Annotated in this window: 24 protein-coding genes; 8 read left to right on the plus strand and 16 right to left on the minus strand. The window is 63.4% G+C overall.

Annotated features, from left to right (window positions below):
- Nucleotides 1-236: 236 nt before the first annotated feature.
- The 7 genes from ACNFHO_RS17115 to ACNFHO_RS17145 all read right to left on the minus strand — a co-directional run bounded on the left by ACNFHO_RS17115 (nucleotide 237) and on the right by ACNFHO_RS17145 (nucleotide 5,177).
- On the minus strand, nucleotides 237-614 hold the full coding sequence (locus ACNFHO_RS17115) for a Rho termination factor N-terminal domain-containing protein (protein ID WP_063544611.1): 378 nt from the start codon (nucleotides 612-614) through the stop codon (nucleotides 237-239).
- 17 nt (nucleotides 615-631) lie between these two features.
- Nucleotides 632-1,060: a hypothetical protein gene (locus ACNFHO_RS17120; RefSeq protein WP_125930088.1), complete on the minus strand. Its 429-nt coding sequence runs from the start codon at nucleotides 1,058-1,060 to the stop codon at nucleotides 632-634.
- A gap of 26 nt (nucleotides 1,061-1,086) precedes the next feature.
- A complete protein-coding gene (locus ACNFHO_RS17125; protein WP_416766912.1) occupies nucleotides 1,087-2,046 on the minus strand; it encodes a lysylphosphatidylglycerol synthase domain-containing protein in 960 nt (319 codons plus the stop codon).
- Nucleotides 2,046-3,248, minus strand: coding sequence for a cardiolipin synthase ClsB (gene clsB / locus ACNFHO_RS17130; RefSeq protein WP_151924500.1), 1,203 nt, complete (start codon nucleotides 3,246-3,248; stop codon nucleotides 2,046-2,048). Before clsB ends, ACNFHO_RS17125 begins: the two co-directional genes overlap by 1 nt.
- Nucleotides 3,245-4,018, minus strand: a complete 774-nt coding sequence (locus ACNFHO_RS17135; protein WP_416766913.1) for an endonuclease/exonuclease/phosphatase family protein — start codon at nucleotides 4,016-4,018, stop codon at nucleotides 3,245-3,247. The genes clsB and ACNFHO_RS17135 overlap by 4 nt, the downstream gene beginning before the upstream one ends.
- Nucleotides 4,015-4,959, minus strand: a complete 945-nt coding sequence (locus ACNFHO_RS17140; protein WP_239502749.1) for a DUF72 domain-containing protein — start codon at nucleotides 4,957-4,959, stop codon at nucleotides 4,015-4,017. Before ACNFHO_RS17140 ends, ACNFHO_RS17135 begins: the two co-directional genes overlap by 4 nt.
- Before the next feature lie 74 nt (nucleotides 4,960-5,033).
- Complete coding sequence (locus tag ACNFHO_RS17145; protein ID WP_153774704.1) at nucleotides 5,034-5,177, minus strand: hypothetical protein; 144 nt, start codon at nucleotides 5,175-5,177, stop codon at nucleotides 5,034-5,036.
- A gap of 300 nt (nucleotides 5,178-5,477) precedes the next feature.
- On the opposite strand from ACNFHO_RS17145, the gene ACNFHO_RS17150 reads away from it, so the two are divergent.
- Nucleotides 5,478-5,873, plus strand: a complete 396-nt coding sequence (locus ACNFHO_RS17150; protein WP_063544622.1) for a low affinity iron permease family protein — start codon at nucleotides 5,478-5,480, stop codon at nucleotides 5,871-5,873.
- A 176-nt stretch (nucleotides 5,874-6,049) separates the two neighbouring features.
- Here ACNFHO_RS17150 and ACNFHO_RS17155 read toward each other — a convergent pair whose 3' ends face one another.
- Nucleotides 6,050-10,177: a CheR family methyltransferase gene (locus ACNFHO_RS17155; RefSeq protein WP_416766914.1), complete on the minus strand. Its 4,128-nt coding sequence runs from the start codon at nucleotides 10,175-10,177 to the stop codon at nucleotides 6,050-6,052.
- A gap of 76 nt (nucleotides 10,178-10,253) precedes the next feature.
- Nucleotides 10,254-10,481 carry a hypothetical protein gene (locus ACNFHO_RS17160; protein ID WP_416766915.1) on the minus strand — a complete coding sequence of 76 codons (228 nt, stop codon included), beginning with the start codon at nucleotides 10,479-10,481 and terminating at the stop codon, nucleotides 10,254-10,256.
- 213 nt (nucleotides 10,482-10,694) lie between these two features.
- On the opposite strand from ACNFHO_RS17160, the gene ACNFHO_RS17165 reads away from it, so the two are divergent.
- The 5 genes from ACNFHO_RS17165 to ACNFHO_RS17185 are packed head-to-tail and all read left to right on the plus strand — an operon-like array spanning nucleotide 10,695 to nucleotide 13,786.
- Complete coding sequence (locus ACNFHO_RS17165; protein WP_416766916.1) at nucleotides 10,695-11,231, plus strand: chalcone isomerase family protein; 537 nt, start codon at nucleotides 10,695-10,697, stop codon at nucleotides 11,229-11,231.
- Nucleotides 11,232-11,233: 2 nt separating this feature from the next.
- Nucleotides 11,234-11,770: a DUF3833 domain-containing protein gene (locus ACNFHO_RS17170; protein ID WP_416766917.1), complete on the plus strand. Its 537-nt coding sequence runs from the start codon at nucleotides 11,234-11,236 to the stop codon at nucleotides 11,768-11,770.
- Entirely contained in the window at nucleotides 11,767-12,072 is a 306-nt protein-coding gene (locus tag ACNFHO_RS17175) for a DUF6482 family protein (protein ID WP_063544632.1), read from the plus strand. Before ACNFHO_RS17170 ends, ACNFHO_RS17175 begins: the two co-directional genes overlap by 4 nt.
- An 8-nt stretch (nucleotides 12,073-12,080) precedes the next feature.
- Nucleotides 12,081-13,607 (plus strand): cryptochrome/photolyase family protein, encoded by a 1,527-nt coding sequence (locus ACNFHO_RS17180; RefSeq protein WP_416766918.1) that lies wholly within the window; start codon nucleotides 12,081-12,083, stop codon nucleotides 13,605-13,607.
- The gene (locus ACNFHO_RS17185) at nucleotides 13,604-13,786 is read left to right on the plus strand and encodes a DUF2256 domain-containing protein (protein WP_112898067.1); all 183 of its coding nucleotides are present in this window, start codon (nucleotides 13,604-13,606) and stop codon (nucleotides 13,784-13,786) included. Before ACNFHO_RS17180 ends, ACNFHO_RS17185 begins: the two co-directional genes overlap by 4 nt.
- On the opposite strand, the gene ACNFHO_RS17190 is transcribed toward ACNFHO_RS17185, so the two are convergent.
- From ACNFHO_RS17190 to ACNFHO_RS17220, 7 genes are all read right to left on the minus strand, one after another.
- The gene (locus ACNFHO_RS17190) at nucleotides 13,724-14,212 is read right to left on the minus strand and encodes a DUF2878 domain-containing protein (protein ID WP_416766919.1); all 489 of its coding nucleotides are present in this window, start codon (nucleotides 14,210-14,212) and stop codon (nucleotides 13,724-13,726) included. The genes ACNFHO_RS17185 and ACNFHO_RS17190 overlap by 63 nt on opposite strands.
- Nucleotides 14,212-15,474, minus strand: a complete 1,263-nt coding sequence (locus ACNFHO_RS17195) for a class I SAM-dependent methyltransferase (RefSeq protein ID WP_416766920.1) — start codon at nucleotides 15,472-15,474, stop codon at nucleotides 14,212-14,214. Before ACNFHO_RS17195 ends, ACNFHO_RS17190 begins: the two co-directional genes overlap by 1 nt.
- Nucleotides 15,449-16,258 (minus strand): DUF1365 domain-containing protein, encoded by an 810-nt coding sequence (locus ACNFHO_RS17200; RefSeq protein ID WP_416766921.1) that lies wholly within the window; start codon nucleotides 16,256-16,258, stop codon nucleotides 15,449-15,451. Before ACNFHO_RS17200 ends, ACNFHO_RS17195 begins: the two co-directional genes overlap by 26 nt.
- The gene (locus ACNFHO_RS17205) at nucleotides 16,255-17,502 is read right to left on the minus strand and encodes an NAD(P)/FAD-dependent oxidoreductase (protein ID WP_125930078.1); all 1,248 of its coding nucleotides are present in this window, start codon (nucleotides 17,500-17,502) and stop codon (nucleotides 16,255-16,257) included. Before ACNFHO_RS17205 ends, ACNFHO_RS17200 begins: the two co-directional genes overlap by 4 nt.
- Nucleotides 17,503-17,505: 3 nt before the next feature.
- Nucleotides 17,506-18,261 (minus strand): SDR family NAD(P)-dependent oxidoreductase, encoded by a 756-nt coding sequence (locus ACNFHO_RS17210; RefSeq protein WP_063544644.1) that lies wholly within the window; start codon nucleotides 18,259-18,261, stop codon nucleotides 17,506-17,508.
- Nucleotides 18,258-18,680 carry a nuclear transport factor 2 family protein gene (locus ACNFHO_RS17215; protein WP_054894648.1) on the minus strand — a complete coding sequence of 141 codons (423 nt, stop codon included), beginning with the start codon at nucleotides 18,678-18,680 and terminating at the stop codon, nucleotides 18,258-18,260. The genes ACNFHO_RS17210 and ACNFHO_RS17215 overlap by 4 nt, the downstream gene beginning before the upstream one ends.
- A 100-nt stretch (nucleotides 18,681-18,780) precedes the next feature.
- Nucleotides 18,781-19,227 (minus strand): PAS domain S-box protein, encoded by a 447-nt coding sequence (locus tag ACNFHO_RS17220; protein WP_112898072.1) that lies wholly within the window; start codon nucleotides 19,225-19,227, stop codon nucleotides 18,781-18,783.
- A 153-nt stretch (nucleotides 19,228-19,380) separates the two neighbouring features.
- On the opposite strand from ACNFHO_RS17220, the gene ACNFHO_RS17225 reads away from it, so the two are divergent.
- Complete coding sequence (locus ACNFHO_RS17225) at nucleotides 19,381-20,268, plus strand: MerR family transcriptional regulator (protein ID WP_416766922.1); 888 nt, start codon at nucleotides 19,381-19,383, stop codon at nucleotides 20,266-20,268.
- Nucleotides 20,269-20,346: 78 nt separating this feature from the next.
- Nucleotides 20,347-20,508 (plus strand): hypothetical protein, encoded by a 162-nt coding sequence (locus tag ACNFHO_RS17230; RefSeq protein ID WP_416766923.1) that lies wholly within the window; start codon nucleotides 20,347-20,349, stop codon nucleotides 20,506-20,508.
- Nucleotides 20,509-20,517 lie beyond the last annotated feature (9 nt).

The following is a 20,517-nucleotide window of genomic DNA, read 5'->3' on the forward strand; positions in this document are numbered from 1 at the left end:
TTCCCTCACTCCGGCCTTGCTCCCGGGAGGACCGCGCTGCAGGGCCCATCCTGGGCCCCAGCGCTTGACGGGCATCCATGCCCGTCACCTCCCTCCGCAAGTCCTGCGTTCAGCCTCCTGAAGTCGCGGAGGTACGGGCGGTGACTGGGCTGACGCAGCTGTCGCTAGTGGGGTATGACGCTGGATTCTTGATCAGCAACAGCACTGAGATTGCCCTGTAAGGACGCCGGTGCGGCTCAAGCCACTTTGCGTAAGGCCTCAATCAACTCTCCCTTGCGCATGGTCGAGCGACCGGCAATGTGCTGTTTACGCGCACGGTCCATCAACTCGGCCTTGGTCATGTCCTCCAGCTGTTGTCCGGAACGGGGCACGCCATGCTTCGTCGCGACAGCACGCCGGGCCGAGGACTCCCGTGCCTTGGCCTTGGCCGTCGGGCTTTTCCGTTGCCCCGAACCGCCTTTGCGCTCACCCCCTCCGGACTGCTTGTTGACCGTGGCCCAGGCGCGGGCTTCGGCTTCGTCCTTGGACACGCCCTTGGCCTCGTAGCTCTGTTCGATATGCTCGGCCTTGCGTTTCTGTTTATCGGTGTACTTGTCTTTTTCTCCACGTGGCATGGTCGTTCTCCTCTACGTCAGTGGGTCTGCCAGACACCGTTGCTGCGTTCGCAATCGCTACGCGCCTGGCCCAGGCTGGGGGTGTCGTAGTAGTAGGTGATGATCCGCGCGTCCTTGGGCACGGTGGGGCGGGTGGAAGGCTCGCTGCGCCCCGCGGCATCGGGGTTGGCCAGGGTTTCCTGGGTCAACGGTGCGATGCAGCTGCCGACGCTGCCGTCGGCGCAACGCTCGACTCGGCGTTTCTGGCTGTTGAGCATCTCCTTGCTTTCATTGCTGCACGACCAGGCAATCGCTTCGGCCGGCATGTTGGCGTAGCTGTAGCAGGTATGCTGCTGCACCGGTTTGACCGCCTCGCTGGATGAGCGCGTGACCACGTCGCAGCCTTCGGCCATTGCCTGGCCGCTGGCCAGGGTGGCCAGCAGTGCAATACATGGAACGATCCGCATGATGTACCTCCCGGGCCCCACGGCCATCAGCGCTTGTCGAGGGCTGGCTCGACCTGTCGGCGCAAGGCCTTGGCGCGTTTCTCGAGGATCAGGTAGGTGACCACCGCCAACAGCAGCGGGATCAGGTAGTACAAGGTTCGATAACCCAGCAACGCGGCCACCAGCGTGCCCTGGCCGAGCTGGCCATGGAGCAGGGCCAGGAAAACGGCCTCCAGCACCCCAAGCCCGGCGGGAATATGGGCGACCACGCCCGCCACGCAACTGATCAGCAACACACCCAGCACCGAGGGATAGAACAGCTCCGGTGGCAGCAGCAGATGGATCAACGCCGCCATCAACGCCCAGTTGCTTGCACCCAAGGCCACCTGGCACAACGCCAGGCGCAGGCTCGGCAGGGTGACTTCATGCCCGCGCAGGTCCCACGTGCGCCGCTTGGCGAAGGCACAGGCGAAGAGGTAGGCCAACGCGACCACGACCATCAACACGCCGATCAGCCGCAGGCCGCCAGCGCCTACCGTCCAGTTCTCCGGCAGCTTGACCAGGCCCAAGGCGAATACGGTGCCGGCCAACAGCAGGTAGCCCATCCAGTTGGTCAACAGGCCCAGGGTGAGGATGCGGGTGATGGTCGGGGTATCCAGGCCCAGCCTGCCATACAGCCGATAGCGCAGGGCCACGCCACCGACCCAGGTGGTGAAGTTGAGGTTGAACGCATAGCAGACGAATGCCACCGGCAGCACCTGCCGAGCTGGCAGGCGGTGGCCGGTATAGGCGCGGGCGAGCAGGTCGTAGCTGGCGAACACCAGGTAGCTGCACAGGGCAAGCAGCAACCCCAGGACCAACGTCGAGGGCCGGTAGGCCCGCAGCGACTGGCTGACTTCGTTCCAGTCCAGGTTGCGCGCCAGGGTGAACAACAGCACCGGGATCAATACCAGGAACAGCACGGTCAGCAGGCGTTTGCCCCAGGTCTTCCAGCGTGGCGTGGCCATCAGGTCTTGCCCTCTTGGTAGTCGGCCGGAGCCTCGCTTTCGCTTTGCAGCGACTGCAGGCGTTGCCGGTGTGCCGGGAACCAGCCGGCGATACGCGGGAAATAGCGGGTGATATGGAAGCCCAGGAAGATCAAGGGGGCACGCCACCAGTAACCGCGCACCATGCGCTCCAGCGTCACGGCCTTGCAGTGCTCGCGGGTCAGTTCGCTCAAGTGTTGGTAGAGCACAGCGTTGAACGCACGGTCGCGGATCAGCAGGTTGGCTTCGAGGTTGAACGACAGGCTCAGTGGGTCGAGGTTGCTCGAGCCCACCGTGGTCCACTCGTCGTCCACCAACGCTACCTTGCCGTGCAGCGGGCGCTGGCAGTATTCGTAGATGCGCACCTCGTCACGCAACAGGTAGTTGTAGAGCAGCCGGGAGAGTGCGCGGACCCAGCGCATGTCCGGTTGCCCCTGAAGGATCAGGGTCACCTCGACCCCGCGCCGAGCGGCGTTGCGCAGTTCGCGCAGCAGGCGGTAGCCGGGGAAGAAGTAGGCGTTGGCCACGACGATACGTTGCCTGGCTTCGCGCAGGGCTTGCAGATAACAGACCTCGATATCGGTGCGGTGGCGCCGGTTGTCGCGCTCCACCAGCACGGCGCTGGCCGGGCCTGCGGCGATGTTGTTCGGCTGGACTCGGCTGGCGGCATCCAGCACGGGGGCGAGCATTCGGCAGGAGGACGCGTGCACCTGGCCCACTACCGGGCCGACGACCTCCACGGCGTAGTCCTGCTTGGCCTGTGGGCCGAAGTCACCGAGGTGGTCGGCGCTGTAGTTGATACCGCCGATGAACGCGCGTTGTCCGTCGATCACCAGGATCTTGCGGTGCAGGCGACGGAACAGGTTGGTGCGCATGCCGGCCAATCGTGGTTGCGGATCGAACGAATGGAAACGGACCCCGGCCTCGGTCATCGAGGCGATGAATTCGTCGGGCAGGTCGGCGGTGCCGTAACCGTCCACGGCGACTTCGACCCTTACCCCGCGCCGAGCGGCGTCGATCAAGGCCTGGCGCAAGGCCTGGCCGACCTTGTCGTCGTAGATGATGAAGGTCTCCAGGAGTATTTCCTCGCGAGCCTGAGCCATGGCCTCGAGCACGCGCGGATAGTACTGCTCGCCGTTGACCAGCAACTGGACGTGATTGCCTTCGCTCCAGGGCAGCTTCATAGCGTCACCTGCGCGACCAGCGGGGCATGGTCGGAGAGGTGTGACCACGGGTATCTGGACAGTACCCGGGCGTCGCTGGCTTGTGCGTTGCGCAGGTAGATGCGGTCCAGGCGCAGCAGCGGCAGGCGCGCGGGAAAGCTGCGCGCCGGCTTGCCGAAGGCTTCGACCAGATGCCCCGAGAGCCGCACATCCGCTTTCAGGCGCCAGTCGTTGAAGTCACCTGCGACGATAACCGGCTCGTCCGAGGGCAGGCTGTCCAGCAACGCCAGCAGCAGGTCGACCTGTTGCTGCCGGTGCTCCTCGCGCAGCCCGAGGTGCACGCAGATCGCGTGCACCTGCTCGTGGCCCGGCACTTCGAGCTGGCAATGCAGCAGGCCGCGCTCCTCGTTGCCGCGGATCGTGACGTCAAGGTTATCGTGGGCGCGGATCGGAAATTTGGACAGGAGGGCATTGCCATGGTCGCCATGGGGATAGACCGCGTTGCGTCCGTAGGCGAACTGCGGCCACATGCTGTCGGCGAGGAATTCGTACTGAGGTGCCGTCGGCCAGGTCGGGTGGCGCTCGGCATGTTGCTGATGGCTGCCGTGTACTTCCTGCAGGAACACCAGGTCGGCCCCGGTCGCGCGCACCGCCTCGCGCAGTTCCGGCAGGATGAAACGGCGATTGAACAGGGTGAAGCCCTTGTGCACGTTGAGGGTCAGCACCGTCAGGCGGTGCACGGCGGTCACCTTGTCGATGATGCAGCGTGGGGCGGGCATGGTTCCGTTCATAGCGACTCCTGCGGTTCGACGCCGGGCTCGGTCACCAGCTCGCCGTCAAGGCCGAGCTTGCCCAGCAGGCGGCGGGCATCGTAAGGGGCATGCACCTTCTGGTCATTGTCGAAGTAGCAGTACACGTCACGGGAGGCACGTTTTGCCGGCGCGCGACGCACGACGCGCTGGGCATCCTCCGGCTGACCGCCTGCCGCCCAGGCCTGGATACGCATGCGCCAGCGGCGCAGCGCGCTGGCGGTATAGCCGCTGCTGTAGAGCTCGACATCGCCATGCAGGCGCAGGTACATGAAGTCGGCCGTGACCTCCTCGACATAAGGCCATTTGCCCGCGCTGTCGGCGACCACCAAGGCGACCTTGTGTTTGCGCAACAGGTCGATGAAGGTGTCGCAAAGGAAGCTGGGGTGGCGGATTTCCACGGCGTGGCGCAGGCGTGCGTTGCCCTTGATGGCAGTCCCACCGCTGCCTTGCAGGCGCTCGGCGGCGTCGCGGGCAATGCGGCGGGCGGCCGAGCGGTCATGTGGGAGCTTGGCGAGAAAATCGCTGAACCGCTGCACGTCGAATTTCAGGTTTGGGGGAAACTGCCAGAGAAAAGGCCCAAGCTTGTCACCCAGCAGCAAGGGGCCCGAGGCGAAGAAGTTGGCCAGCGCTTCGTCGATCTCGCGAAGCCTGCGCACATGGGTTATATAGCGTGGCGCCTTGACCGAAAACACGAAATCGTCGGGCGTCTCGTCACGCCAGCGCTCGTAGCGTTCAGGGGTCTGCAGCGCGTAGAACGAGCCATTGATCTCGATGCTGTTGACTGCCCGCGAGGCGAACGCCAGTTCGTCGTCCTGACGCAGCCCCTTGGGGTAGAAATCCTTGCGCCATGGGCCATAGCGCCAACCGGAAATGCCAATGCGGATCTCGCTCACCACAGCCCCCTGGATTGATGTACTCATCAGTAGCGACCCGTGGCGGATCGAGAGGGTTCAGCAGGATTGACGAGTGGCGTTACCTGGAAAGCGCGGGGCCTTCAGCCATCGGATTGTTCTTCTGGAGGTACCTGGCCTTCCGGCCAGTCGGGTGCCTCTTGTTGCGGGTCGGGCGCGGGTATCTTCTCGCCGGGATCGTGTGGGACTTCATCGACATAAGGATCTGGATGATTGGGGTCGCTCATGGTCGGTCTCCTGGGCAGGTAGGTCAGTCGCTTTTGTCAGCCATGAGGGGTCACCTCTGGTCGAACACAGGAACGCCTGTGTTCAGCTGTGACCAGGGCGCGAGTCATCGCACTGCAAAGATTCTCGGATTTCCAGACCAATTGCCTGAAGGACCGCGGGACAAACATTTAGCGGGTGAACAACAGCAGTACTGCGCGTGGCCTGCATTGCGAGCACGCTCGCCGGTGGGGGAAGAAAACCGGAACTTTGCCCGTGCTGCGGGGCTCCACCGCATGCAGGAGCACACATCGAGGTAAACCATGAAATTCGATCGATTTGCCCAATGGTTGGCCAACCGCAGTGGACGTCCGATGACCTTCGCCATCGCACTAGTGCTCATCATTGCCTGGGGGGTGAGCGGGCCGTTGTTTGACTTCAACGATACCTGGCAACTGGTGATCAACACCTCTACCACCATCATCACCTTCCTGATGGTGTTCCTGATCCAGAACACCCAGAACCGCGACAACGACGAGTTGCACATCAAGATCGACGAGCTGCTGCGCACCACCAAGCGGGCGCACAAGGCGCTGCTGGACCTTGAGGACATGGGGCCGGCGGAACTGCATGCGCTGCGCAAGCATTACCAGCGAATGGGTGAGCACGACTCGGCAAAAGCGAGCCGTGATGCTCAGGAAAAGGACACGTCTGACTGAGCCTGGAAGAAGACAGGGCCAGTCAAATGATTCACCCAACTGACCCGATCGACTCCGTGATCTCTTCTAAAAGCGCTGTTCCACGGCACTGCAGTAGGGGCGAATGAACATCGCCACACTGGGCGGCGAATCCAGCCAGGTGCCCGTGGCCCGCGCTTTGACGGCGCAGCGCCAGGTCAATAGGGCACCGAACCGCACAGTGTCTCTATGGCCTCGACCAGTTCGTCATAGCCCACCGGCTTGTTCAGATGGCGATCGAAGCCTGACTGGCGTGAGCGGTACTGGTCGGCGCTGGCGCCGTAGCCGGTCAGGGCAATGGCCGGTGTGTAGCGCAGGTGCTCCAGGCCCCGTAGCGCCTTGATCAGGGCATGGCCGTCCATTATCGGCATGCCGATATCGGACAGGATGATCTCGTAGCGTCCGCCGGCGGCGGCCTCGAGCGCTGCTTGCGGGTCGCTGTAGGCCTCGACGTTCGCACCTTCCATCTCTAGCAACTGCTGCATGACCTCGAGGATTTCCTTCGAATCGTCTACCAGCAGCACCTTGATACCGTCCAGGCGGCCGTCGCTGGGCTGCTCGGGCGCATCTGGCGGGGCCTGGTGCTCGGGTGCGGTCAATGGCAGGGAGACCGTGAAGGTGGTGCCGCAACCAAGCCCCGGAGAATAAGCCGCCACCGTCCCGCCATGGGCCTCGACCAACTGGCGCACCAGCGACAGGCCGATGCCCAGCCCGTCGCGGTGGTTGCCGGACGACTGCGGGGCAGCCTGGGTGAACAGGTCGAAAACGCTCTCGAGGCTATCCGCGGTCAGGCCCACGCCCTGGTCGATCACTTCCAGATGGGCTTGTGTGTCTCGCCTGGCGAGCGCCACGCGAATCTCGCTGCCTGCGGGGCTGAATTTCAAAGCGTTGTTCAGCAGATTCCAGATGATCTGTTCGAGCCGCGTGCCATCGGCATCGACGTAGACCGGTGCGCCATCGGCCGGCAACGCCAGGCGCACGGTGCAAGGATGCTGCTCGTTGAGCACCACCGCATGGATGCCCTGTAGCACTGCGCACAGGTCGATCAACTGGGTCTTGAGCTTGAGCTTGCCGGTGCGGATGCGGGCGACGTCGAGCAGGTCGTCGATGATCCGCGCCTGACTGGATACTGCGTCACAGATGATCCCGACAGCCTTGCTGGCGGCGCTGGCAGACTTCACCGCCGGCGAGCGGCGCAGGATCTCGGCGTTGAGTTGGATCAGGTTCAGCGGATGCTTGAGCTCGTGGGACATGACGGCGAAGAACTCGTCCTTCATGTGGCTGCTGCTCTGCGACTCGGCCAGTTGCTTGCTCTGCTCGTCGTGCAGGCGCTTGTGGCCGGTGAGGTCGCGGGCGATCTTCACGTAGCCGCGCAGGCTGCTGCCCTTGAGGCGGGAGACCTCGCCGCTGCAGTAGAAGCGACTGCCATCCTTGCGCACGTGCCAGCGCTCGTCCTGGCCGCGGCCATGGAGGCGGGCGCTGCGCAGCTCGTGTTCCGGCACACCGCTGGCCTGATCCTGTTCGGTGAAGATCAGCTGATAGTGCTGGCCGAGGACCTCGTCCTTGCCATAACCGAAAATCAGCGCGGCGCCGGTGTTCCAGTCGGTGATCAGACCTTGCTCGTCAAGCAGGATGATGGCGAAGTCATGGGTGCTTTCGGCCACCAGGCGCATGCGTTCCTCGCCCTGGCGCAAGCGTTCTTCCGCGGCGCGGCTCTGGCTGATGTCGATGAAGGTCAGTACGGTGCCATCGACATTGCGCTCGCTGGCCCGGTAGGGCAGCAAGCGGGCCAGGTACCAGTGCTGGTTGTGGCCGACCACCTCGCGTTCGATGGTGGTCTCGCGCTCGACCACCGCACGGGCGTCGTCGGCCAGGCCGGGGTAGTCGAGACGATGGGTGATATCGAGTAGCGAGCGCCCGGTGTCCACCGGCAGCATGCTGAAAATGTCGGTGGCCCGTGGGGTGAACCAGCGGATGCACAGGTTACGGTCGACGAAGACCGTGGCGATGTCGGTCGAGGCGATCAGGTTGCTCAGGTAGTCGTTGACCTTGTCGGTCTCCTCGACCTTGGTCTTGAGCTCGTAGTTGACCGTCAGCAGCTCTTCGTTGATCGACTGCAGCTCCTCCTTGCTGGTTTCCAGTTCCTCGCTGGCCGAGCGCAGTTCCTCGTTGATCGCCTGCATTTCCTCGTTGGAGGCGGTCAACTCCTGGCTGGAAAACTCCGATTGCTCGATGGTTTCCTGCAGTTGCAGCCGCGTGCGGTGCAGTTCGCGCTCCAGGTTGCTCAACACCATGCCTTCGGTCTGCTCGACGGCTGCGTTGGTGCTGGCGCTGCTATCGACTTCTACCGTCTGGAACACCACCAGCAGGCAATCGGTACCACTGGGGTCGTCCTGGTGCGGCTGGATCAGGATTTGCACGGTAGTGGGCTGTTCGTCGAGGTTGACCGCGACACTGCGCGAGGTCACCGCCTGGCCGCTGCCTTGCGCTTGCAGCATGGTACTGCGCAGGGCCGGCCGCAAAGGCGCGATGATCAGGCTGAGCAGGTTGTGGCTGAGCTCGCCACCCGCATGGCGCAGGAAGCGCCCGACACCTTCACTCATGTGCAGGATATTGCCCTCGCTATCGACCACCAGGCTGGGCGGCGTGCAGCGGGCGAGTGCGCGGTGGTGGATCTCGGCGTAGGACAATCGGCGAGTGCTACGCGCGCGGGCCGGTGGCGCGAGCGCAGGCTCCGGGGCCTGCAGGCGCGGCGGATGGCTGGTGGTCGGCACTTCTCGGGCGCGGAAGATACGGTTGCGTTTGTCCACGGCGACGAACAGCTCGGCTGCAAGGTCAGTCGACTCGGAGCTACCGAGGAACAGATGGCCGCCTGGACGCAGGGCGAAATGGAACAGACGCAGGATATCGCGCTGCACCTCGCGGTCCAGGTAGATCAGCAGGTTGCGGCAGACGATCAGGTCAAGCTGGGAGAACGGCGGGTCGGATAGCAGGTTGTGACGGGCGAACAGGACCTTTTCCCTGATTTCCTTGCGTACCCGCAAGTGCTGTTCTTCCTTGATGAAGAACTGGCGCAGGCGCGCCGGTGACACGTCGGTGGCGATGGCGTCTGGATACCGGCCGGCGCGACCGACAGCGATAGCGCGTTCGTCGAGGTCGGTGGCGAAGACCTGCACCTGGGCACTGCGCTGTTCCACCGCCAACTGTTCGGTCACCAACATCGCCAGGCTGTAGGCCTCCTCGCCGGTGGAGCAGCCCGCTGACCAGAGGCGTACCTCGTGCGCGGACTCTTCGCTGGCATCCTTGTTGACCAGGCCGGGCATGACATGGCGCTGCAACGCTTCGAACGCTTCGCGGTCGCGGAAGAAATTGGTCACTCCGATCAGCATGTCGGCCAGCAGTGCCCGCGACTCCTCCGGATGGCGTTGCAGGAAGTCGAGGTAGCCGGCCAGCTCTGTCTGGCCGGTGACATGCAGGCGGCGTTCCAGACGGCGCAGTACGGTGGCGCGCTTGTAATGGCTGAAATCGTGCCCGGTATCGCCTTGCAGCGTCAGCAGGATCTCATCCAGCAACGGGTCACTTGCCGCCGGGTCGCCTTCACGCTCTCCCAGTGGCGGCGGCAGGCTGTCGTCCTCGATTTCCGGCAGTTTCACCTGACGCGCCGTGCGCCACAACTCGACCAGGCGCCCAGGCATTTCAGCCACTGGCAGCAGCATGTCGACCATACCGGTGGCCAGCGCTGCACGGGGCATGTCGGGGTACTCGGCATCATCGGGTGCCTGCACCAGGGTCACGCCACCTTGCTCCTTGATGCGCGTCAGGCCTACGGCGCCGTCGCTACCGGTTCCCGAGAGCACGACGCAGAACGCATGGTCCTTGTGCACGTCGGCCAGATCGCGAAAGAACAGGTCGATGGCCACGTGATCGCCGCGGCTGCGCTTGGCCGGTGTTACCCTCAGGTAGCCGTCGTTGGTGGACAGGCGATTGGCCGGCGAGATCACGTAGACATGGTTGCGTTCGATCGGCACCGGCTCGCTGACCTGGCGTACCGGCATGCGGGTGACAGCCTGGATGATCCGGTCGGCCTGGCTCTGGTGGTCCGGGGAGAGGTGTAGAACGACGACGAAGGCCATGCCGGAGTCGTCCGGGGCGTGCTGGAAGAAACGACGGATCGCCTCCAGCCCGCCGGCTGAGGCGCCGATGCCGACCACGGGGAAATCCAGGTGGCTGGGACTGAGTGCCGAGTTGTGCGGCGAGGCGAGGGACGTTTTGCTGGACGACTTCATGGCATCAGCCTTGTACGGACCGGGAAATGGCCTGGGGCGAATCGCCGGGCACTGGGCGCAGATTATAGGCTGGCGCTCATTTTGGCGATGAGCGGTTGCCCTCGAGGAGGGCCAAATGCTCGATGGCCTCCTGATAACGCTCGGCTGCCTTGCGCCGCAGCCTTTGGTAATGGTCGAAGTCAAAGGCGTCGAGCCCGACGCCTTCGAGTAGGGCAGAGGCTGCGTGGTCGAGTTCATAGGCGCTGGCGAACAGCCGGCGATTCTGCTCCAGAGCGAGCTGTTGGCAGGCGCGGGTCATGGGCATGGGAGCTCCGGTAGGCGAGGTGGTATTCAGACCTATGACTACCGCGCAGGCAAATAAGTGCGAACGTTTTGACCGGATGGCTCTTTTCTATTTCGGCGGCGACCAACGACTGTGCCCGTGGCCTGGGGACAAATGGCAAAATCTGTACATGAAGATAGAATATCTGTACATCATGCTATCTTTGTACAGTATTAGGCCGCACTTGAGGTCAATATGGTTCACCGTGCTCGTTGGACGTGCCTTTGCCTGCTGATCGTTGCGTTTTCGGCGACGGCGGACTGGCGCTCGCAGTTGCCCGGAGCGCAGCGGTTGGGTGCCGGTGAGTTCACTTGGTTCGGCCTGCGTCTTTACACCGCCCAGCTATGGACGCTGGGGCCGGCGCTGGACTGGAACCGGCCGTTCGCCCTCGAGCTTCTCTATCACCGGTCGTTGTCCAAGGACACGCTGGTACAGGCCAGCCTCGAGGAAATGGATCGTCTCAACGCTGGCGGCATTGCGCCCCAGCAACGCCCGGCTTGGACCCAGGCGCTCGAAGCGGCATTCGTGGACGTGCGCCCCGGGATGCGATTTACAGGCTTGTACCTGCCGGGGCAGGGGTGCCGCTTTTACGTCGAGGGTGAATTGAGCCGCGAAATCAACGACCCGGCCTTTGCCCGGGCATTCTTTGCCATCTGGCTCGATCCGCGTGCCAGGGACCCACAACTGCGTCAGCGCCTGCTCGGGCTGACTGGCAGTGAACGAGGACGCTGAACATGTACAAAGCACTGTTGCTGGCGTTGTGTCTGCTTCTGGGCAGCTGTGGCAATGTCGGGGTCGAACGCTATGCCCAGGGGCAGCCGAAGCTCGACCTGATGGCGTTCTTCTCGCGGCCGGTACAGGCCTGGGGGATGTTCCAGAAGCGCTCCGGTGAGGTGGTCAAGCGCTTTCATGTGCGCATCGATAGCCGTCGTGAAGGTGAGCATCTGATCCTCGAAGAACATTTTCTCTACAGCGATGGCACCCGCCAGGAACGCACCTGGCGGTTGGTGCCCGACGGCCCTGGCCGCTGGCGCGGAACGGCGGGGGACGTCATTGGCGAGGCGAGGGGGGAAGTGGCGGGTAACGCGTTGCGCTGGCGTTATCAGCTTGACCTGCCTGTCGATGGGCGTAACTGGCAAGTGGACCTGGACGACTGGATGTACCTGATGGATGACGACACCCTGATCAATCGCTCGAGTATGAGCAAGCTGGGCGTGGAAATCGGCCAGATCACCCTGTTCTTCCGCCGCCTCCCGGAGGGTACGCCGTGAACCTGGTCACGCTGTTTCAATGGGTCTCGACCGGCGAAGCGAAGGCGCTGGAACTGCTGTCGCTGGAGGGCGGCTTCTACCTTCTGCGTGCCTTGACCGACGCTGGCCCCGTGACTCTGAACGATGCCCATGGGCAGCCCTTGCGCGTGCGCTCCACCACCGAGCTACGCCAGTTGCTGACGGGCCTGCCAGCCGTGCCCTGCACGCTGGTGCAGCACGTGGTACATGATGAGATGTGCGGGCAACGTGACGGCCCCATCGAACCACTGCGCGTCCCGATAACGCTCGCCAGCCAGTGGTAGGCGAAGCGATGCGCCTGGGCCTGGTGCTGGGTGACCAGCTGTCGTTCGACCTGGCGAGCCTGAGCGCTCTCGATCCTGCCCGGGACGCTATCTTGATGGCGGAGGTGGAGGGTGAGGCCCGGTACGTGCCGCACCATCCACTGAAGATCGTTCTGATCTTCAGCGCCATGCGGCACTTCGCTCGCTGCCTGCGCGAGCGGGGTTGGCAAGTGCACTATGTCGAGCTCGATGCGGCAGGCAACAGCGGCAGCATCGTTGGCGAGTTGTGTCGCTGGCAACAGGCCTTGGGCGCTACGCAGATCCATCTGACCGAGTGCGGCGAGTGGCGTCTGGAGCAGGCATTGCGTGATGCCGGGTTGCCGCTGGTGTGGCACCGTGACCGGCGTTTTCTGTGCTCGCGCGAAGCCTTCGCGCGCTGGGCCGGCGAACGGCGCCAACTGCGCATGGAGCACTTCTACCGTGGCATGCGCAAGCGCACCGGCCTGCTGATGGAGCTCGATGGCAGCCCGGCAGGTGGGGCCTGGAATTTCGATGCCGACAATCGCAAGCCGTTGCCGCGTCAGCTACGTGGCCCATTCGCTGCGCATTTCGCGCAGGACGAGATCACAGCAGCGGTGCAGGCGCTGGTAGGTCAGCGCTTCAGCGACCACTACGGGACCACCGACGGCTTCGACTATCCAGTAACCCATGCCCAGGCCCAGCAGCTCTGGCAACACTTTCTGGAGTTTGGCCTGGCGGCTTTCGGGGACTACCAGGATGCGATGGCCGAGGGTGAGCCTTACCTGTTTCATGCACGCATCAGTGCGGCGCTCAACATCGGGCTACTGGATGTGCGTTGCCTGTGTGAAGACGTCGACAGGGCGTGGCGCGAGCGGCGAGTGCCGCTCAATGCAGCCGAGGGGTTCATCCGTCAGTTGATAGGCTGGCGCGAGTACGTGCGCGGGATCTACTGGCTGCGCATGCCGGAGTATGCGGGGCTCAATCACCTGGGCAACGAGCGCGCGTTGCCGGAATTCTACTGGACCGGGCAAACCCGTATGCGCTGCATGGCGCAAGCCATCGGGCAGACCTTGCGGCTGGGCTACGCACACCATATCCAACGGCTGATGATCACCGGCAACTTCGCCTTGCTGGCCGGTATCGTGCCAACGGCGATTTGTGAGTGGTACCTGGCGGTCTACATGGACGCCTTCGACTGGGTCGAGCTGCCCAACACGCTTGGCATGGTGATGCATGCCGACGGTGGCTACCTGGGCTCCAAGCCCTATTGTGCGAGTGGTCGGTACATCCAGCGCATGTCCGACCATTGCGCGTCCTGCAGTTACAGGGTTGGTCAGGTAACCGAGGAGGATGCTTGCCCGTTCAATGCTCTGTACTGGCATTTTCTCATTCGCCATCGCACCTTGCTGTCGGCTAACCCGCGGCTGGCTCTGGCCTATCGTGGGCTCGATGGCATGTCGGCCAGCCGTCGCGATGCCGTATGGCAACGCGGCCAGTCGTTGTTGGCGCGACTGGATGCCGGGCAGGCAATATGAAGAAGAGCCTGTTGCCCAGCAAAGTCTGTGTGGTGTGCGGCCGGCCGTTCAACTGGCGCAAGCGCTGGGCGCGTTGCTGGGAAGCGGTGCGCTATTGCTCTGAGCGATGCCGCAGGTCAGCGCCACGCCGCCAGGCGCAAGAGCAGGGGCAAGGTGAAGGCCCAGATGGGCGCCAGTAGCAGGCCGGTTTCCAGCGTGCCCAACGGCAATCCCACCCCGGCCAGCCTGGCGCCCGCCAGGTAAGCCAGTGGGCCGCCGATCGCGCCTAGCAGTGCACCAAGCCGCCAGTCCCTGGCGATCCATGCCAGGCTGTGGCGCATGCCACTGGCCAGCACCAGCCACAGCAGCGCCAGCCACAGTGGCAGCGGCCAGGCATCGAACGCGAATACCCCCAGCGCTCCCAGCACCGTATCGAGCAGGCAGCCGGCCAAGGTAACGCGCCACAGGGCCTTGAACTCGCCGCTGACGTCCCGGCTCAGGTACAGGTGCACGCCGAGGCCGAGGATCACCGGCAGCAAGAGCCAGGGCCGTTCGGCACCCAGCACGCAGGCCCACCAGCCAACCTGCAACCAAAGGGCATTGGCGACCAGCCTGCCGCCATGCATCAGGCCTGGCCTGGCAAGGGCGCGCGACGTGCCTGGGGCGCGGCCAACAGCAGGTGGGCAACGCCGATGGCGCGCTCCTCGAAGCCGCCTTGGCAGTAGCACAAGTAGAATTCCCACAGGCGTTGGAACGTGTCGTCGTAGCCCAGGTCGGCCAGCGCCGTGCGTGCCTGACGCAGGTTTTCCCGCCAATGCTGTAGGGTGAGGGCGTAGTCCTGGCCGAAATCTTCCATATGTACAAGGTTCAGCGCGGTGTGCCGGCTGGCGGTATCGAGCATCACGCTCAGCGAAGGCAGGGCGCCTCCGGGGAAAATGTAGCGCTGGATGAAGTCTACCGAGCGCCGTGCCTGGTCATAGCGCTGGTCGCGAATGGTGATGGCTTGCAGCAGCATCAGGCCATCGGGCTTGAGCAGCGCGGCGCACTGGCGGAAGTACACCGGCAGATAACGATGGCCGACCGCCTCGATCATCTCGATCGAAACCAATTTGTCGAAACGGCCTTCCAGGTCGCGGTAGTCCTCGCGAAGTACCGTTATGCGCTGCTCTAGGCCCAGCGCCCGAACGCGGTCCAGGGTATGGCTGTACTGCGCTTCGGAGAGCGTGGTGGTGGTGACCTTGCAGCCGTATCGGGTGGCGGCGTGAATCGCCAGGGAGCCCCAACCGCAGCCAATTTCCAGCAGGTGATCGTCAGGGCATAGCTCAAGTTTCTGGCAGATACGCTCCAGCTTGTGCACCTGTGCGTGTTCCAGTGTCTGCCCGGGATGCTCGAACTGGGCTGCCGAATACATCATGGTGGGGTCCAGTAGTCGCTCGAACAGGGCGTTGCCGAGGTCGTAGTGCGCCAGAATGTTACGCCGGGAACCGCGCTTGCTATTGCGGTTGAGCTGGTGCAACAGCCGCAGGGCAGGGCGGCCGAGGCGTGCCAGGCCGCCCTCGAGCGCGTCGAGCACTTCAAGGTTGGCGACGAACAGGCGCGTCACCCGTGCAAGGTCCGGGCTGCGCCAGTAGCCGTGAATATAGGCTTCGCCGGCACCGATCGAGCCATTGCCGGCGATCAGGCTCCAGGTGGCGTCATCGAGCACCTCCACTTCGGCCTGCAACGGGCTCTCGGCATCGCCAAAACTCCACTGCTGGCCGTGGCACAGCAGGCGCAAGTGACCTTGGCGCAGCTTGCCCATCCGGGCGAGTACGGCGCTTCGTGCCAGACCGCCGAGCAACGGCGCAAGGCCGGCGAACTTGCTAACGCTCAGGGTGTGATTCGACATCATTCGTGTCCTCGCAGGAGTGGCCGAGCGCCAAGTGATTCTGGCGGGCAGTGTGGTCATGGATGGGGGTGCGTTTGAACAGCAGGCGCAGTGCTTGCCAGTAGATAGCCGAGAGGGTGCGCAGGCTCATCCACGGGAAGGCCAGGATGTATCGATGCAGACTGGCGCGGTCCAAAGGCTGGCGCTGCAAGGCGAGGTCTGCCTTGAACACCGTGCGCTCGTGTTGGTGGTTCTCCATGTGGATACGTATATGTTGCGCATTCAGGGAAAAGCGAAAGCGATAGTCCATGTCCAGTGGCATGAACGGCGACACATGGAAGGCCTTGGATACCGTGAAGGGTGTGCCCAGGTTGTCGTGGACCGGCAGCACGTAGTGGAAGCGTTCACGCCAGGGGGTGTTTCGTACTTCCAGCAGGATCGCCGCCAGGTTCGCGTCCCGGTCATGGCAGAAATAGAAACTCACCGGGTTGAACGACAGCCCCCAGCAGCGCAATTGCGTGAGCAGGTGGACCGGGCCTTCGGGCATATGCCCCGTGGCTTGGTGGACGATCAAGCGCGCGGCCTGTGCCAACGTGTGTCCCTGCTGGGTCAGCGCTGGCAGGTAGTCGGTCTGGCGAAAGCTGAGCGGTGCCAGTCGCCAGCGCCCTAGCCAGCGTGACAGGCTCATCAGCCAGGTTTGCTCGTCCAGATCCAGGTAGAACATGCCTGTTCGATAGCGGAACGCGTGGGCGCGCGGCGTCAGGCGATGGTGGCTGATCCAGCCCAGGCAAAGGCTGCTGTTCACAGTTGCACCCCGAAATGCGCGGCCACCTTCAGCGCACTGACCACACCGTCCTCGTGAAAGCCATTTCCCCAGTAGGCACCACAGAAGTAGCTGTGCTGCTGACCTTGCAGCTCTGACTGCCGAGCCTGCGCCGCGGATGCCGCGAGGCTGTATTGAGGATGGGCGTACTGAAAGCGGGCAATCACCTGCGCAGGGTCTATCAATGCGGTCTGGTTTAGGCTCACGCAGAAGGTGGTCGGTGCCTGAATACCTTGCAGGATATTCATGTTGTAGGTCAGCGCGGCGGGAGCCTCCTGTGGGCCTCCCAGGCGGTAGTTCCAGCTCGCCCAGGCGCGCTTGCGGCGCGGCAGCAGGCGGGTGTCGGTGTGCAGTACGACGTCGTTACTGGCGTAGCCGATGGCCCCGAGCACGGCACGCTCCTGTGCGCTGGGGCTTTCCAGCATTGCCAGGGCCTGGTCGCTATGGCAGGCAAACACCACATTGTCGAAGCGTTCGGTGCCGGCCGCGCTCACCACGGTTACCCCACCTTCGTCGCGGCTGACCCGGTGAACCTTGCAGTCAAGGCGGATGTGCTCAGCGAAGGGGCGGCACAGTGGCGCGATGTAGCTGCTCGAACCACCGTTGATGACCCGCCACTGTGGACGGTGGTTGACCGACAGCAGGCCGTGGTTGCGACAGAAGCGGACGAAGAACTCGAGGGGGAAGTGGAGCATGTCGGCGCGGGACATCGACCAGATGGCCGATCCCATCGGCACGATATAGTGGTCGATGAAGCGCTGCCCATAGCCCTGTGCCTGAAGGTAGCTACCCAGCGTGGTGCTGGCATCGATACGCTGGTTGTCCAGGTCGGACAGTGCCTGGCGGTTGAAGCGCAGAATATCCCGCAGCATTCCCCAGAACCCTGGGGAGATCAGGTTGCGGCGTTGTGCGAACAGTGTGTTCAGGTCGTGGCCGTTGTACTCGAGGCCTGTGGCCGGGTCATGCACGGAAAAACTCATTTCGGTGGGCTGTGAGGTGACCTTGAGCTGGTCGAGCAGCCGAATGAAGTTGGGGTAGGTCCAGTCGTTGAACACGATGAAGCCGGTGTCTATTGCATGGCGCTGGCCCTTCCAGACCACATCGAGGGTGTGGGTGTGGCCACCGATCCAGCGCTCGGCTTCGAAAACCGTGACCTGGTGGTTGCGTGACAGCAGATGGGCGCAGGTCAGCCCGGCGATGCCGCTGCCGATGATTGCTATACGCATGAATCAACCTTCCTGTTCATGACGGGCGAGGCGTTGCCCCAGGGCCAGACGCAGGCGCGCCGGTAGCGCACCGAGCAGGCGCAATACACAGGTGAAAAGACCGGGGAAGTTGATTTCCACGGGGCGGTGGGGCAAGCGCCTGGCGATGTGTCGGGCGGCGCGCTGCGCACTCCACAGCTGCGGCATGGGGAAATCGTTGCGGCGTGTCAAAGGTGTGTCGACAAAGCCAGGGCTGACCAAGGTGACTGCGATACCTTCGCGAGCCAGGTCGATCCGCTGTGACTCCATCAAGTAGCGCACCGCGGCCTTGGAGGCGCCGTAGGCACCGGCGCGGGGCAACGCCAGCCAGGTCACCGAACTGCCCATCACCACCAGGTGAGGGCGCTCGCCCTTGCGAAGCAGGGGCAATGCCGATGCCAGGCAATAGGCGACACTGAGCAGGTTGGTGCGCATCACGCGCTCGACCAGCGCCGGATCGAACTGCCCCGGCTCCAGGTATTCGCAGGTGCCGGCATTGAAAATGGCCATGTCCAGCCCGCCCCAGGCCTGCTCGATCCGCGCGGCGATCGCGGCGATATCCTCAGGGTTGCCAAGATCGCCGATGGCCAGCAGTACCTGCCCAGGAAACTGTTCGGCCAGGGGTGCAAGGCGATCGGCCTGGCGTGCGCCCAGGGCCACTTGATGGCCTTGCTCCAGCAGGATGCGAGCGAGCTCGGCACCGATACCGCTGCTGGCGCCGGTCAACCAGCAGCGGCTCATGCCAGCCTGCCTTTGAGCCAGCGAATGGCGCCGCCCATGATGGGAAGGTGTTCATAAATGAGGGCGCCGGCGTCGAAATAGTCCTGGTGAAAATGCACACGGTCGCGCCAGTGCAGGCAACTGCAACCTTGCAACGAGATCTGCCGCCCGCTGGCCAGGCGTGGGTGGCGGAACTGCAGGGTCCAGCGCAGGTAACCCTGTCCGGGACTCACCTCGTCGGCGCTGAGAAAGGCATAGCGGATATCGGTGGCGTTGGCGTACAGCTGCTCGAAATAGGCTCGCAGCGCCGGCAGGCCCTGTATGTGGTGCAGAGGGTCGCGAAAAGTGATGTCTTCGCTGTACAGGTTTTCCAGCGTGCCGAGGTTAGCCCCATCGAGGCTGGCGAAGCGCTCGGCGAATTGCTGTAGGTATGCTGACATGTGGGCTCCAGGAAATCCTGTACAAAATATATTTGTTGTACAGGTATAGCTGAAGCGCCGAGATTAATCTATACAGATTGAGGGCTGTGTATAGCTTTTTTTAGCGCTCGTCCTGGCCGAGCTGGCGGCGCAAGCGGGCCACTTCGGCCTCGAGCTCGCGCACCTTTTCTTCGGCGCAAACCTGCGCTGTCACATCGCGCTGGATGCCGATGTAGTAGGTCAGCTGGTCTGCCTCGTTGTACACGGGCGAGATGGACAATTCGTTCCAGAACAGGCTTCCATCCTTGCGATAGTTGCGTAGCACCTCGCGGCAGGGGCGGCCTTCACGGATCGCATCGCGGATGCTTGCGAGGCCTTCCTGGTCATGATTCTCGCCCTGCAGAAAACGGCAATCCTGATAGAGGATGTCGTCGGCGTAATAGCCGGTCAGGCGCTCGAAAGCGGGGTTGACGTAGATGAGGATGCTGTCGTTGCCCTCTTGCTCGGCAACGACGATGCCATCGTTCGAATGCTCGACCATCAGTTGAAGGAGTTTCGCGGTGATCATAGGGCCCACCTACAGGCGTTTTATATGCGAGATGCGCAGATGGCTTCTGTGTGGAAGACCTCGGCGCCGTTGGTTGCATGATGGACCATGGAGGCTCGCCGCAGAAAGTCCATATGAGTTTAGAATGCTCGATCTCCCGGATATTCTCTGATTATGACTGACACCACCCCACCCGATTTGCTACCCATGCGCGATGTGGTCAGCTTGACCGGCATCAACCCGGTCACGTTGCGCGCCTGGGAGCGGCGCCATGGGTTGATACGCCCGCAGCGCACCGAGGGCGGCCATCGCTTGTACACCGCCCGGGATGTGCAACGCATACGCGACATCCTGCGCTGGACTGCCAACGGCCTGTCTATCAGCAAGGTCGGCGACAGGCTCGCCGGCCGGCCTGAGGCGCCAGTGCAGCAGGCCTCGGCCTTCGACGAATGGCGAGACGCTGTGGTGCGTGCATCCGAGGCATTCGATGCACAGGCGTTGGAGGGGATTCATGGCCAGTTGTTCACCCTGTTCCCCAAGACCTCCGTGCTGCGCGAAGTGCTGATGCCGGTTTGGTATGAGTTGGCTTCAGGGGCTGCTCCAGGCCGGCGTAGCCAATGGCTGTTTCTCGATACGTTCCTGCGTGCCCGCTTGCTGGCGCGCCTGCACTTGAATCAGGTCCCCGCGCCGCGGGTGCTGCTGGCAAGCACCGAGGGGCTGGCTGAATTCGAGGTGCTGTGCGCTGGGCTGATGTTGAGCAGCGAGCAACAGCGCATCGACGTACTGGGCTGCGGACAGTCGTTGGAAGAGTTGCCGTTGCTCTGCACCGCCATGCAGCCTGCGGCGCTGGTGATAAAAGTCCAGGCGCCGGTGAGCCCCGCCTTGGCCAGGCGCTTGCGTACCTTGCAGATGGACATTGCCTGCCCGCTGGCCTTGGTTGGCGAGGGGTTGGCTGATTCGCTGCATGCGTTGAGCGGAATCCCGTTATGCCTGCTGGACGAGGGAGGCGTTGACGCTGCGCGCAGGCTGAGTGCGTTGCACCGTGGCGCGCTTGACCTTTAGCGGGTCTGGGCTCCAAACATGGAACTTTGCCCCACGGATTGGCTTCCCTTGTTCAAAGGCCAAGCTGAGGAGAGCAGCATGAAAAAAGAGACCCATACTCAAAAGCCGGGGACGCAGACCGGGACCCAGGGGGAGGAGGAGCGAGACAACGACGCCCATCGTCCGGACGGATCTACCGGTACATCACATGACTCGACGGCGCAAAAAACGGCCCGTGATCATGGTCAGCACAAACGCTGAAACTGCCAC

The organism is Pseudomonas sp. NY15374 (assembly GCF_048068255.1).
GTDB classification, from domain to species: domain Bacteria; phylum Pseudomonadota; class Gammaproteobacteria; order Pseudomonadales; family Pseudomonadaceae; genus Aquipseudomonas; species Aquipseudomonas machongensis.